The 13,505-nt window shown below is 65.3% G+C and carries 13 protein-coding genes and 1 pseudogene; 8 read left to right on the plus strand and 6 right to left on the minus strand.

The features are described 5' to 3' along the window. A pseudogene (locus AAHG09_RS29900) lies at positions 1–282 on the minus strand (catalase); the annotation flags it as partial. 183 nt (positions 283–465) lie between these two features. Then, complete coding sequence (locus tag AAHG09_RS29905) at positions 466–1,434, minus strand: AraC family transcriptional regulator (RefSeq protein WP_092044228.1); 969 nt, start codon at positions 1,432–1,434, stop codon at positions 466–468. 507 nt (positions 1,435–1,941) lie between these two features. Here AAHG09_RS29905 and AAHG09_RS29910 point away from each other — a divergent pair. Next, positions 1,942–2,658: a Crp/Fnr family transcriptional regulator gene (locus tag AAHG09_RS29910; protein ID WP_342111663.1), complete on the plus strand. Its 717-nt coding sequence runs from the start codon at positions 1,942–1,944 to the stop codon at positions 2,656–2,658. A 12-nt stretch (positions 2,659–2,670) separates the two neighbouring features. On the opposite strand, the gene AAHG09_RS29915 is transcribed toward AAHG09_RS29910, so the two are convergent. Next, the gene (locus AAHG09_RS29915) at positions 2,671–2,949 is read right to left on the minus strand and encodes a DUF6894 family protein (RefSeq protein WP_342111665.1); all 279 of its coding nucleotides are present in this window, start codon (positions 2,947–2,949) and stop codon (positions 2,671–2,673) included. Positions 2,950–3,274: 325 nt separating this feature from the next. Between AAHG09_RS29915 and AAHG09_RS29920 the strand changes: the two genes are divergently transcribed. From AAHG09_RS29920 to AAHG09_RS29935, 4 genes are read left to right on the plus strand one after another with little or no spacing between them, the layout of a single operon-like run. Next, a complete protein-coding gene (locus tag AAHG09_RS29920; RefSeq protein WP_342111667.1) occupies positions 3,275–3,910 on the plus strand; it encodes a recombinase family protein in 636 nt (211 codons plus the stop codon). After that, on the plus strand, positions 3,910–4,380 hold the full coding sequence (locus AAHG09_RS29925; RefSeq protein ID WP_342111669.1) for a hypothetical protein: 471 nt from the start codon (positions 3,910–3,912) through the stop codon (positions 4,378–4,380). The genes AAHG09_RS29920 and AAHG09_RS29925 overlap by 1 nt, the downstream gene beginning before the upstream one ends. Beyond that, positions 4,370–4,897, plus strand: a complete 528-nt coding sequence (locus AAHG09_RS29930) for a DUF6932 family protein (RefSeq protein ID WP_342111672.1) — start codon at positions 4,370–4,372, stop codon at positions 4,895–4,897. The genes AAHG09_RS29925 and AAHG09_RS29930 overlap by 11 nt, the downstream gene beginning before the upstream one ends. Next, entirely contained in the window at positions 4,894–5,877 is a 984-nt protein-coding gene (locus tag AAHG09_RS29935) for a hypothetical protein (RefSeq protein ID WP_342111674.1), read from the plus strand. The genes AAHG09_RS29930 and AAHG09_RS29935 overlap by 4 nt, the downstream gene beginning before the upstream one ends. 85 nt (positions 5,878–5,962) lie before the next feature. On the opposite strand, the gene AAHG09_RS29940 is transcribed toward AAHG09_RS29935, so the two are convergent. Then, on the minus strand, positions 5,963–7,834 hold the full coding sequence (locus AAHG09_RS29940; RefSeq protein WP_342111676.1) for a PAS domain S-box protein: 1,872 nt from the start codon (positions 7,832–7,834) through the stop codon (positions 5,963–5,965). 174 nt (positions 7,835–8,008) lie between these two features. Here AAHG09_RS29940 and AAHG09_RS29945 point away from each other — a divergent pair, with 174 nt between their 5' ends. Further along, the gene (locus AAHG09_RS29945; protein WP_342111678.1) at positions 8,009–8,392 is read left to right on the plus strand and encodes a response regulator; all 384 of its coding nucleotides are present in this window, start codon (positions 8,009–8,011) and stop codon (positions 8,390–8,392) included. Between the two features lie 557 nt (positions 8,393–8,949). Next, the gene (locus tag AAHG09_RS29950; RefSeq protein WP_342111680.1) at positions 8,950–9,510 is read left to right on the plus strand and encodes a hypothetical protein; all 561 of its coding nucleotides are present in this window, start codon (positions 8,950–8,952) and stop codon (positions 9,508–9,510) included. A gap of 112 nt (positions 9,511–9,622) precedes the next feature. Here AAHG09_RS29950 and mobF read toward each other — a convergent pair whose 3' ends face one another. After that, positions 9,623–12,502 carry a MobF family relaxase gene (gene mobF / locus AAHG09_RS29955; RefSeq protein ID WP_342111681.1) on the minus strand — a complete coding sequence of 960 codons (2,880 nt, stop codon included), beginning with the start codon at positions 12,500–12,502 and terminating at the stop codon, positions 9,623–9,625. Beyond that, on the minus strand, positions 12,499–12,783 hold the full coding sequence (locus tag AAHG09_RS29960; protein ID WP_342111684.1) for a hypothetical protein: 285 nt from the start codon (positions 12,781–12,783) through the stop codon (positions 12,499–12,501). The genes mobF and AAHG09_RS29960 overlap by 4 nt, the downstream gene beginning before the upstream one ends. Positions 12,784–13,032: 249 nt before the next feature. On the opposite strand from AAHG09_RS29960, the gene AAHG09_RS29965 reads away from it, so the two are divergent. Next, complete coding sequence (locus AAHG09_RS29965) at positions 13,033–13,503, plus strand: hypothetical protein (RefSeq protein WP_342111686.1); 471 nt, start codon at positions 13,033–13,035, stop codon at positions 13,501–13,503. Positions 13,504–13,505 lie beyond the last annotated feature (2 nt).

Raw genomic sequence — 13,505 nt, forward strand, 5'->3', positions numbered from 1 at the left:
AGGCAGGGTCGAGAGGCGCATGATCACGGGATAGGTCGCTGGTTTTGAAAACAAGCCCTGTGCCAGCATGGGCGGAAGCCCCGAGGCCACTTCAAGCTCGCCCTCAAGGAAGCCGTGGCTCTTGGCGTGGACGCTGCGGATCGCGTGGCCGCCGTCCGCCAGGGTCTTTTCGCTGACCGAGCGCATCGTCTCTATCAGGCCCTGCGCCGTCTCAGCCTCATCGTCGGCGACGGTTTCGATGTCTGGGCTGTAGCGAAGGTAGAAGGCACTCGCGTCGACCATGATAATTCCTCGGGGCGGGACCAATGGCACGACCGAGGACCGGTCACCGTTTGTCGACGCCCACTGAACGTTGCCAAGACAATGCGACTTCGACGGTTCCAGGGGCTCGATCTCGTCGAACGCTCGCGGACCTGATCCGAACGATGAAGCACCGGGACGGGGCCACTCGACGTCTTGACGGGATCAGGTCGGTTCTGTGGGAGGCTCGCTCTCGATGCGCTCCGGCTCGCCTTCGTCCATTCCGCCCACCAGACGAAATTGGCTCGGCGCGGCCCCGAACTCCACCTCGAACGCCTTGCTGAACGCGCTCCGGCTCGCGTAGCCCACGGTTGCGGCGATGACCTTCACCGGCAAGTCGGTGCCGCTGAGGAGACGGGAGGCGATGCGGAGGCGAACCCTCTGGACGAACTCCATCGGGCCTTGCCCGAAGGCTGCGGCGAACCCTTCCGCGAAGCTGGTCCGGCCCATGCCCGCGAGGGCCGCCAAGCTGTCGACGGAGTAACGCGCACCCGGCTGTTCGAGGATCGCCAGGACGGCGCGGGCGAGCTTCGGGTTCTGCAATGCCGCCAGGATCGGGGATGTGAAGTCGCTCGCCACCAGTTGCCGGCGCAGGAGGAGGATGAGACACTGCTTCATCAGCACCTCCGTCATCGCCTGTGTCGCGAGATTGGGGCTCACGACCTCGGCGAGCATGAGCTCGAAGGCGTAACGTAGCACCGGATCCGAGGGAAAGGTCTCCACCATGGGGGCTTGGAACAACTCGAACAGACCCATCGCACCGGTGTGGGTGTCGGCGATCTGGCCGCATACGAAAAGCGCGTCGGGGCTCCCGTCACCCGCCGTGAAGGAGATCAACCCGTCACCGTGAAGGACGCAGTGATCCTCGGCGCGGACCTCACCGATGCAATCCTCGGCAGCGCCAAGGCTGTGCGAATGTCGTGCCGGCACGACGATGATAGTGTGCGGCGCGAAGGACCGCCACGGTCCGTGCCCGACCCGGAGGCTCCCGGTTCCACGCAGCACGTAATGGACGGTGATCGCCTCGAATGGACTGAACCCCAGGCGCCACCCGCGCTGTATCGTGCAGACGGAGAACGAGCGCAGCCGCACCGCGAGCGTGACGAGAAGGCGGTCGAGAAGATCGGCTTCCATGGTGGCAGACTATGCGTCATCGAGGTCGAAAGCCCCAGTGATTTCGAGCAGACGGGGGCGGTGAAGCTGATACGCTGCTTTCGACCCTTAGCGGGCCCGACGACGATGTCCGCTTCCATGGATCGCCGCCCCGAAGCGGACTGACGGCAATCCACCCCAAGCGGCCCTCCCGCTTCCGACCCAACCCAGCCGCCGGAAGCGCTGTCGGCGTTCCTCCGAAGCGGACCTTTGTCAGGCATTTGGCAACTTCGGCTCGGGGTGGCGAGCGGCCTACAGCGCCACGGGCGAAACCGGACGTTCAAGCCAGCAGCGGGTGGTCTGATTTGGGTGCGCCTTGAGAGAACCACCACGGATCGCCGCTTTCGATCCTGGTTAGGGCCGTTCCGAAACAGGCCGAGGGATCATAATCTGCGATCAAACAGGCGGCTGGCAGACCATACCGGTTATACGGTGTGTTAGGTGGTGGGATCCGGCCCGCTCATCGCTGATAATCTTAGGGGAGCCACCGTGTTCAGCCCGCTTATCAGCAAGCTTTCGCACGGGGCAGACCTGACAGGGGTAGACCACCAGCGGCTGGCAAAGCTTGCTCGCACTCGGCTGGTTGGCGCTCATAGGAACCTTATCGAACGCGGCGACCGGCCCCAAGACGTGCACCTCGTGCTCTCCGGCTTCGCCTGCCGCTACAAGGTGCTGCGCAACGGCAAAAGGCAGATCGTGGCCCTGTTGGTGCCCGGCGACTTCTGCGACCTGCACGTCGCGGTCCTCGGCGCGATGGATCACAGCATCGCCACCCTGTCGCCCTGCACGGTCGCGGACCTACCTCGCGATACAATCCTCGACCTGACCGAACGGCATCCGCGCATCGCCCATGCCCTCTGGTGGACGACGCTGGTGGATGAGGCGATCCTGCGCGAGTGGCTGGTGAACATGGGTCAGCGCGAAGCGGACCAACAAATCGCGCACCTATTCTGCGAGCTTCTGGTGCGCCTACAGGTAGCGGGCGTAGCTGACGCGAACGGCTACCCGTTTCCGCTTACGCAGGAGGACTTGGCTGAGACGCTGGGGCTCACGAGCGTGCACGTGAACCGAACGTTGCAGGCCATGCGAGAGGCTGGTTTGATCGTGCTGCAAAAGCGGCAACTCGACATCCCCGATGTGGAGCGGCTGAAGGCGTTTTGCGACTTTGATCCGGATTATTTGCACCTCGTGAAACGACGCGAGTGAGGCACGAGCACGCTAACTGAAATGGTCTTCCTCCGGCTCTGGGATCGGATCGTCACCGATCCACAAATCTGCGAAGGTCAGGGTCGCCGTGTAGACGGTGATGTCGTCCAAGTCGCGGACGAGGACCGTGAACGCCTGACGATCACCAGCTCTGGGTATTTCATCGCGTGCGATGGAGGGAAGCGCAAGCATGGCCTGGTGACGGATGCCACCCATACCATCACACTCCATTCCAACGGGATCGCGTGAGAACTTGGATCCGGCGTGGATGTCGAAGAAATAACGCGGCACATGGCTCTCCGCTGTTCAGGGCGGGAGCGCGCGCATCTACCGGCCGCTGGCGCCCGGATTAGCCTGCCAACGATCGGATCACTGTGACGGAACCGATCATGCTTCACAAACACATGAGTCAGTTTACTGGGGGGTCGGGACGGAGCATCCGCTTCCGGATTTGGGATCGAGGGCCGATCGCCGCTCGAAGCAACCAGTCAACATGGTTCGGTTTGGGTATGCCTAAATCGAACCAGATCGCAAGCGGTTTCATATAATTAGCTTGACCATTCAAATCGAACCGCTACCATGATACCTATCCTAATCGAACCGATTGGCAGGTTTCATGTTCGTCCGCGCCTATCTGCGCGCTTCCACCTCAGAACAGGACGCGACCAGGGCGCGGGCGCAGCTCGACGCCTTCGCGCATGAGCGCGGCCTGACGATCGCCGCGGCCTATATCGAGAACGAGAGCGGGGCAACGCTGGCCCGGCCAGAGCTATTCCGTCTCTTGAAGGATTGCCGGCCGGGCGACGTGCTGCTGATCGAACAGGTCGATCGCCTGTCCCGCCTCATCTCGGACGACTGGACGAAGCTGCGGACGGAGATCGACGCCAAGCGGGTGCGGATCGTGGCGCTCGACCTGCCGACATCATGGAGTCTGGCGACGCCGGCCGACGAGTTCACGGGGCAGGTCTTTCAGGCGATCAACGGTATGCTACTCGACGTTCTCGCGGCCGTCGCCCGCAAGGACTACGACGATCGCCGCCGCCGCCAGGCGCAGGGCCAAGCCCGCGCCAAGGCCGCCGGCCTCTACAGGGGGCGCCAGGAGGATACGAAGCGGAACGAGGGCATTGCGGCCATGCTGGAAGCCGGCTCGCCTTGGACCCAAATCCAGGCCGCCACCGGCTGTAGCCGCTCGACCCTCGCCCGGATTGCCAAACGGGTGAAGGCTGGGCCGATGCAGGACGCGGCTCGCTGATGCCGATCCGTCGCGAGCATCGCTACTTCTACCCGATCGACTGGAAGCAGCTCTCGGCCGTCATCCGCTTCGTGCGGGCGAAAGGCCGCTGTGAGGGATGCGGGAGACCGCACCTACAGGATGTGCGGCACCTCGGCGACGGCCGATGGTGGGACAGCCAAGCGGAGCGTTGGCGGGACGGCCGAGGCCGCCTGATACGCCGGACCCTTCCCACCCCCGAGGACATGGCCGCCGGTCTGGTGAAGGTAACGCGGGTGGTACTGGCGACCGCGCATCGCAACCACGACACGGCCGACAACACGGATGCCAACCTCGCGGCGCTATGTCAGCACTGCCATATGCTGCACGACCGGCCGGAGCATCAACGGCGGCGGCGCGTCACATTGCGGGCGCGAAAAGCGGTTGGCGACCTATTTAACGGAGTCTATTCTCGCCTCAACAATCCAGGGCAGGAAACGAATGGCGTTTAACGGCAAGGGGTATCTTGATGCCGGCCTCCACGAGATGGCTATAGATCAGATCGAGGAAGATTTTGTTACTCAATTTCCACATTCTTCAACCCGCAAGGCGATTATCGAAGGCTACAAAAAGCACAGCTCGGAATTGAAAGATGTTGTAAAGGAATATGTGCAATTTATTGACGGCAGCTTTGTAACCAACAAGAACGATCCAGGCGATATCGACCTCGTCTGTTTCATGGACGGAGACATGCTCGACGCCCTCCCCCCGATCGAACAGCAGAAAATTTTACAGCTGCTGTCCGGGCCGGCGACGAAGGCGGGATACATGTGCGATGCGTACTACTGCATTAGCTATCCCGAAACGCATCCCAAGTTCTCTGCTACCCGTAGTCAGCGCAAATATTGGATGGGCGAGTTCGGTTTCGATCGTAGCGACGTGCCCAAGGGCATCGTCGTGCTGCGTGAGACCCCGCCTCCGCCGACCCCTACAGTTGTGGCCACGCCCGCTCCGGCGGTAGCTTCATGAAGCTCTGGAACAACATAGATGGCGCGGAGGCCGAGGCACAGCTTCGCGGTCTAAACCGTCGTTTGGCCGATCTCGATGAAGCGATGCGGGACAGCCAGCGGATGCTGGCCGACAACCCAGACAGTTTCGCCGCAAAATTGGGCCTCAACAGTCTCAGTCAGTTGCAGCAGCGGCTGCAATCGGAACGCGTCGAGCTGGTGAAGCACCGGGTACGTGAGAAGGTTGACGTGGCGCTCCTTGGGGCCTCATTCAACGACCATACCGCGAGCCTCGGCCGGCTAGGTATCTTCCTATGGCGGTTGCAGGGTCTCTACCAGAGCATCGGACAGGCGATCACGACTGGTCCCCGGTTGCGGGGGCCAATTTCGCAAGAAATCCTGCGAGCAACGGATCTCCGATTGGCGCACGTCTTCCCGTCGTCGTTCGGAATGGAACTGTTCGTCACGTCGTCATTCGATGAGTTCGGAGAGAGTACATCGGTTGCAGCCTTGCAAACGCTGTTCAACCTCTTGACCGCAACCAAGCGCGAAAACGAAATAGGCAGGCTTTCTGCCGAGCTGGGCCAACGGTCGGTCAACCATCTACGTAAGGTGTTGACGGAGTTGCATCGAGACAGCGCGGGCTTTTCGTTGTCGTGGACGGACAGCGCAGGCACAAAATACGCCTGGGATGCGGACAACTCGGATATTCCACGTCTGCGGGAAAGCATCAGCCGCTATCAGGAACGGTCGATCGGCGAGCACATCTATGACGGCGCGCTGATAGGTGCGAGCCTACTACGCAACCGGTTCGAGTTCATGGATATGGACAAGGCGATCCTGGAAGGAAAAATCACGCGCGCGGTCAGGCCACAGCTTCGAGAGTATTTCGGTCAATGGTGCCGCGTGACGCTCGAACAGGTAGAAGTGTTTGAGACCGTCTCTGGCGAGACCAAAGTCTTTTATACCTTGATCGGCATCGCGCCTCGGACGAGGCAGTAACGCCTCAGACCTTTCGCAGCACGTATCGCGTTGTGCTGGCTGGCGTTGCGAGACAGGGGCGAAAGGTACACCTTTCGCACCTTACTTACTGGCCCTCGATCTCGGCCATTGACGCTGTGATGGTACAGATCACGCCGTCCGGCTCGTAGCGCAGCTCGACCTTGCCGTCGCTGGCACCCGAGAGACCCCGCTGGATCAGGCGCGAGCCGAACCCGGTCCGGGTGGGAGGAACGACGCGGGGGCCGCCTCGCTCGACCCACCGTAGGCGGAAGCCGGGCACCGTGCTGTCCCGCAGAACGTCCCAGGTCAGACTCACGGATCCTTTGGGGGTCGAGAGCGCCCCGTACTTGGCAGCGTTCGTCGCCAGTTCGTGCAGCATCAGTGTGAGCGACACCGTGGCGGTCTCCCCGACCGCAACTGCCGGGCCGTCGATGATGAACCGGCCGGGTTGCTGATCGTCGTGCAGGCCGAGCGCCGCCGTGGCTAAGGCATGCATCTCCGCCCCATCCGTCTCGACATCGAGCAGGATGTCGTGGGCCCGACTCAGCGCGATCAGCCGCGCGTCCAGGGTATCGCGCGCCGAGGCAAGGTCTGTAGCGTTGCGCATCGTCTGTGTGGTGATGGCCTGCACGATGGCTAGCACGTTCTTCATGCGGTGGCTCAGCTCGCGGTTCACGACCTGCTGCTGTTCCTGGGCGCGCTTGCGCTCGGTGATATCAGTGACGGTGATGACTGCCCCTGACACGCTTCCCGCCTCGTGAAAGGGGATGCTGGTGCACATGACGGGCACCAGCAGACCGGACCGGGCGAAGAACAGCGTCTCCTCGTTCAGCAGCGACTTGCCATCGCGCAGGGCCTGCACGAGGGCGCAATCCTCGGCCGGAAAGGAGCTGCCATCCGCGTGGTGATGGTGCAATGTGTCGTGGAAATTCTGGCCCCGCAGCTCGTCGGCAGCCCAGCCGAACAACTTTTCGGCGGCCGGGTTGGCGAACAGGATCGTGCCGCCAGGGTCGAGACGGAAGACCGCTTCACTGACGTAGTTCGTGACCGTCTGGAGCAATTTGCTCTGCTGCTCCAGGGCCAGCTCGGTCTCGCGCTGTGGGGTACGGTCGCGCAGGATTTTGAGAAAGCCGATCGCCTCGCCGATCTCGTTCCGGAGCGGCATCATCTCGCCGCTGGCCCAGAACCGCTCTCCACCTTTGCGCAGGTGCCAGCGTTCGTCCGTACCGCGCCCTTCGGTCAGCGCACTGTGCATCTCCGCCGCCGAGATACCGTTCGTGCGATCCTCCGGGGTGAAGAAGCGGTCGACGGTGTCGCCGACCATCTCCTCGGCCGTCCAGCCTAGGACTTGCTCCGCGCCAGGGTTCCAGGTGGTGACGACGCCGGCCAGGTCCGTGGCGATCATCGCGTAATCAATCGAGCTGTCCACGATCGCCCTGTAGCGGGCCTCGCTGGCCGTCAGCGCCGTTTGGGCGGTCCTGGCATCTAGGACGATCTGGGTTACGTCCTCGACGTAGTGGATCAGGCTGACGACTTCCCCGCCGGGCCCGAGCACGGGCACCTGCAGCGGCCGCCAGTGCCGCTCCTCGAACACTCCGTCGGGGCGGCGGATGTTGTAGTGGTGCACCGACATCCGATCGGGCTGTCCAGTCTGCACCGCGCGATCGAAGGAGGCCCGGAGATCCCTGGTGCTGAAGGCATTGGGCGTATCCGGGTCGTCCGGGAAGGCCTCGAAGATCGAACGTCCCATGATCGACTGCCGCTCCGTCATGGTAGCGCGGAGGTAAGCCTCGTTCACCCCCATGATCGTGTAGATCGGGCTGTCGGGCGCAAGCAGCAGATACGGGTTCGGCGTGGCCTCGAACAGTTCGAGCGGGGAGAGAGCGGTTGGCAGCGAGCGGCTCATGTCGGGGCGCAGGGGGATAATTTCAGGCTGTCGATTGATCCCGCCGCGCATCGAAGCCAACTGCCTAAATGGCTACGGGGGTGTCGCATCGTCTGGAAATATAGCCTTAACGGCTTATCTCCTATCATCAATCACTCGGCCTTTTCGAGGCTGCGAGAACCGACTGGCAGAGCGGTCCGCTTCCGTCACGGAACCCTCAGACCTGCTGCCAACGTTGGTGTTTCCATGTCCGGTTTGCGTGCCCAGCTCCCCGCCGTCGTCCTGGTCGTCGAGGACGAGAGCTTCGTGCGCATGACGGCAGCTGACATGCTGGATGACGCCGGGTTCACGGTGATCGAAGCTGGCAACGCCGATGCGGCATGGCGGGTCCTGGAGGACCGGGACGATGTCGGAGTGTTGTTCACCGACATCGACATGCCAGGCTCGATGGACGGTTTCGTGCTCGCGGCGCGCGTCGCGGAACGGTGGCCTCAGATCCGTTTGGTCATCACCTCGGGACGCTGCCGTCCGCGCCAAGGCGATGTGCCGGATCACGGCCAGTTTGTCCCAAAACCCTACCTGATATCGCAGGTGCTCGACGCCTTCGAGCAAGCTGGTTCCAGTCCTTAAAAAAGCATACGCGAGCCATTCCATGTCGGTTTGTGGGTTATGGGGCGAAAGGTAGACCTTTCGCCCCTTACTTTGAGCTGCTTGAGGGCGCTTACGAAGGATCCGCTTCAAGCGGCCAAGCGGCTAATGGTCCCAGACAGCTGACGTACAACTGCTTGCGGGACGCGTCGATGGTTGTTGGCATTGCTGACGCAGCTCTGAAAAGGCTACTTTCTACTGCTCTGCGCTGACGTTCCGTAGCATGCCCTTATGCGAATGGCGGCACACCAGCTCGGCAACGGGTTCAGTCGGCGTGCTGTTCTGTTAGTGCCCCACTGACCCTGGAAGTGGCCACTGCCGAGAGCAGCTCGACCGCAGACACAGTGAACCAGTAGTCGGATCATGTAATAGAAATTGTGTACTTAACCTTTTGTTAACCACATCCCGACCATGCCCTTGCCACCTGATCATTCCCATGTCATCCTATCAGAGTTAAATTAACTCTGTCGCAAGCTAGTCTTTGACGTAGCTGCGCGAACATGTGCTCCTTGTGTTCCACCAACACGGGGAACACACGCATGCCCAATCTCATCGTCAGCAAGATCCTGGCTGTTCTGGCCACCCTCGGCCTCGCCTTCTTCCTGCTCTTCCAGCTCGTCCCGCCGATCACCCGCGCCGATCCTATCGGGGTCAAGCTGGTGCCCGCCTCCGAGCTCATCGCCGCCAGTGTCGAGGGCTTCAATCCCGAGGACACCTCTCTGACGCGCCGGCTCGACCTGCTTCGTCAGAACATCACCGCGCTCGGCATCGGCGAGCAGCTCCAGGTGCGCGGCATCATCCTGGCGATCATCACCGCTCTGGCCCTGTATGCCCTGTTGCCGAACCAGTTCCGGTTCCTGCTCCCTCTCTGCGATGCCGCCGACGCGGCCGCCCAGAGCTTCGCGCCCTATCGCGTCTTCACCCGGCTCATCCGCTTCCCGCTGTTCTTCGTCGTGACCATCCTGCTGGTCTGCGGGCTCATGGCGCAGAATGAATTGCTGGACACACCGGGTGCCCTTCCGGCCCTGACCAAGCACCACTGCTCCGTGAGCCAGCCGTGCAATGTCTGGTCGCGGCCGTTCATAACAGACCCGTTCTAATTTGCTGTGGGCTCCGCCAGCGAGGCGGAGCTCGCCATAGTGCGAGAGACATGACATCGTACAGCGCGCAGAAGGCTCGAAGCCGGCTCCTTGCCGTCCTCAGCACAGACCCTCAACGTCCGTAATCCGGTCCTGAACGGGACCGGCCCGGTCGCTCACGCATGGCGGCGTTCGGCAGAGGCCCTCGGATGTCTTCGACCAGCCGGAGAACACGGGATGCGACCTGCCGCTCCACGTGGCGAACACTCTGCGCCAGATGTCGGAGTGCGTGCCGTGGCGCGGCACCCATCTCCTGCAACACCCGGCGCAGGGCCCGCGCCGCCGCAAAGCCGCTCTGCAGGTCGAGACTCATCTCGGCACGGGGCGGCGGGATCGCACCGCTACGCACGAACGCGGCCCGGTCCTCGACATGGTCGGCTACGTTCACCTTCTCGGTGTAGCGGCGCGCTTCGACGAACAGCCGCTCGTGCAGCTCGGCGGTGCTCGGCGTGAGGCGCGGATCCGTCTGCCGCACCCGCACTGCCGCCTCCAGGCGCTCGCGCTCGACCACTAGGTGCGCCTCCTGCCGGTGGCGCGTCAGTCCGACATACAGCTCGCGCGCATCGCCGGCCGTGACCCCGCAGTAGATTGTCGCTTCGCAGGTTCGGCCCTGCACCGCGTAGGCGGTCCCAGCATAGCCAAGGCTGATCCGCGGCCACGATTGCGCCTGCCTCGCTCGGAGCGCCCGCACCGGCACGAACGCGGCATAGGCGTCCTCCACTCGTCGGCCGTCTTCCAGCCGGACCCGCAGGCGCAGCTCCCCGCCCGCGTCCGCCCCGATCGCCTCGACCGTCGCCCGCGTGCCGTTGCGGATGCCATGCTGACTCAGGCTCTCGCCGAAGCGGACGCGGTCCCCGACCGCCAAGCCCAGTGCCCGCGGCCGGTTCTCGCGGTCGCGCGCCACGACCTCGACATCGGGTCCGGTCAGCGCGCCCTCGGCCCGCAGCAGGGCACGGGCGCCACGGTTCAGCTCGGCCGCGTCGCGGTTGCGCCGCGTCACCATCAGCACTGCGTCAGCGCCGTGCCGCGCCCGCGCCTCGGACCAGAGGGCCAGCGCCCGCGCCTGCACGGCCGCAGCACCGGCGACGAGCTCGATGCAGCCGTGGCGGGCGTAGGCTCGCAACCCCGCCTCGACCTCGCCGCGCGCCATCAGCACCGACGCTGCTCGTTGCCAAGGCACAGCCTGGCGCCGTACCTCGGATAGGGTAGCGTGGCGGCCGAGCACGTCATTTACCGCGCGCAGCGCGCTCGCCCCCGCCACCGAGGCGAGCTGGCGCCGGTCGCCCATCAAGACCACGCGGGCCCCGCCCGCCTCCGCCGCCGACAGGATTGCGGCGAGATCCTTGGTGCCGACCATCCCAGCCTCGTCGACGAGTACCAGGGTGTCGGGGCCGAGGCTCGCGCCCGCCTCGCAGGCCCGGTCGTGGCGCCACTTGGCGATCGCCTGGGCCGGGATCCCGGTCGAAGCGCCGAGCTCGTCGGCCGCGACCCAGCTCGGCGCAAGGCCGATCACCTGAATTCCGGAGCGCCTTGCGATCTCGACCAGCGCCTTCGCCGTCGTGGTCTTGCCCGTGCCGGCCCCCGCCTCCAGCACGCTGACGGCTGCCGCACCGCTCACGTGGCGCAGGGCCGCCTTCTGTTCCTCGGCGACGGAGGCGGTGGCCAGCACCGCGTCCACGACCGGCGCCGGAACCACGCGCTCGGCCGCGGGCCGGTCGGCGGCGCGCAGCAGCGCCGCCTCGGTGGCGGCGATCCCCGGTGTCGTCCAGCAGGCCTCCCGCTCAGCCTGCACCAGGCGCACGAGCTGGCCGGACCGCTCCAGCTCCGCCAACTCGTCCCGCACCGCCGCGAGCCCGAGTCCCTGCAGCGCCGCCTCGTCGAGCGCCCGCTCGATCAGGCTTCGGCGCGTGAGCACATTCTCGTGCCGGAACAGGGCGGAGGCTGCGCGGGCAACCGGCGTCGCGCCGGCGATCTCGGGCGGATCGAAGGCGTGCTCCGGCGCACGCTCGACTCCATGCTCCCGGGCCGGCTCCCGCGCCGCACCGCGTACCGCGGCCCAAGGGTCGTGCGCGAGCGCGGTGAACTCGGCGCGCCAGCGCGCCTCCAGCGCCGGCCCGGTCGGCAGATCGGCCTTGGCGCCGCGGGTGGCGAGCGCCGCCACCTCCTTCTGGGCTCCCGAGGCGGCAGCCCGATCGCCACCGACCCGCGCCTCGATCGCGGCCGAGCGCTTCGAGAAGGCCTCGATCACCGCATCCGGAATGCCGGCGATCTCGAACTGCCCCTGGCCGGCTGGACGCAAGGACAGGCCGAGCTCGCCCACCAGGCGCTCGGCCAGCGCGGCCCGGTAGGCGCTGCCGACCACGAGCTGCCATTGATAGAGCCGCTCCGGCTCCAAAGTTCTAGGCTTTTTATCCTTGGACACGGCGGCGTTGATCACCACGCAGTGCGTGTGGCAGTTCGGGTCACCGGCCCGCGAGGTGTAGTGATCGAAGCGCCCGACCATCACGCCGGCCGGCGCCTCGCGCCGGTGACCGCCGGCCCCGAGCCGCACCTGCACCAGCTCCTCAGCGCACAGGAAGCCGAGCGCCTCCTCGACAGCCGCGGCGTGGATGGCCTCCAGCTGCGCCCGTGCCTCGGGATCGCTTGCGGCCCAGAGCAGTGAGACCGTCTTGGGTGCGGTCAGGGTCAGGTCCCAGCCGGCCCGGTGCCCTGCCCCGGACCCGCGCACCAGCGGCTGGCCGGTCGCCGGGTCCACGCCGGCGCAGAGATCGCGAAAACTCTCCAGCACGATCGGGGCGCCGTGGCGCACGATCGCCGCGCCTTGCGTCCACCAGCGGCCGCCGCCGTCCTGGGCGTAGTACTCGTCCCGGTTTTGCGTCTCGCGGTAGGGGTCGTTGGTGTAGTACGCACCCGCCGACGCTCCGCAGCCGAGCGCGTGCAGCGTGGCGGTCATGGGGACGAGGCCTTCGTCCGGTAGCGGCAGATCTCGCCCATCGCCGCCGGTGTCGGCTCGGCCAGCGCGTCGCCGACGATCCCGGCGAGCTCGGCCAGCCGATCCTTGATGAAGGCCATCTCCGCGCCGAGCCGGCCGTAGGCGGTGATGTCGTCGAGATGGTCGGCGAGCGCCCGCAGCGCGAGGTCCTCCGCCGGCAAGCCGGTGCGCTCGGTGGCGGCGGCAAGGCGCGCGACGAGTTCGGGTGTGAGGGTCAGCGTGAGGCTCTGGGCGGCGGGCATAGGAGGCCGGAGGTCGTGGCGACGGTAGCGGAACCGTGACAGCCGAGCACGCGACGCCACAAGGGCCGAGCCAGGCTGTTTCCGCCCTCCAGACTGTCTATGGTTAGCGATCAGCAGCTTCAGTGCGTGTGGTGTGACCCTACCCCGGCTATGGTTTCTTAACGGCAAAGCCAACGGCAGAGCCTAGCACCCCTGGCAAAGCCTGGCAGCCAAGGCGCCGTTAACCCGCCCGGCCCTAGCGCAGGGGGCATGCCCCTCGATCCCAAGCGCCTCGCCCGCGATGCGAAGCGTGCCCAGGCCCAGCGGCCAGACAGCAGCATCGGCCGGGAGACCACCGGCGTCACCCGCGCCGTGCGCGCCGGCCTGCCCGTCATCCGACAGCTGCGCGCGGCCGGGGTGACCTGGGCCGCCATCGCCGAAGCCCTGAGCGCACAAGGCGTGACGCAAGGCGAGGGGCAGCCCCTGACCGCCACACGCCTGACCGCCATCGTCACCCAGGTCGAGGCTCAAGAGCGCCGCACGGCCGAGCGCGAGGCCCGGCGTCGAACCCGGCCCGATCTGACCGCCTCGTCCGAGATAGTCCCGCCACCCGAGCTATCGCTTCCAGACCCAGTCGCACCTGCTCCTCCCGCCCCGGCCGGGTCCGGCGCGCACGCCACGGAAGAGGAGATCCGGCGCGCAGGCCTACACGATCTACGTCAGCTCCTGAAGAAGTCCTGAAG

This window comes from Methylobacterium guangdongense (genome assembly GCF_038442355.1).
In the GTDB taxonomy this organism is placed as follows: Bacteria; Pseudomonadota; Alphaproteobacteria; order Rhizobiales; family Beijerinckiaceae; genus Methylobacterium; species Methylobacterium guangdongense.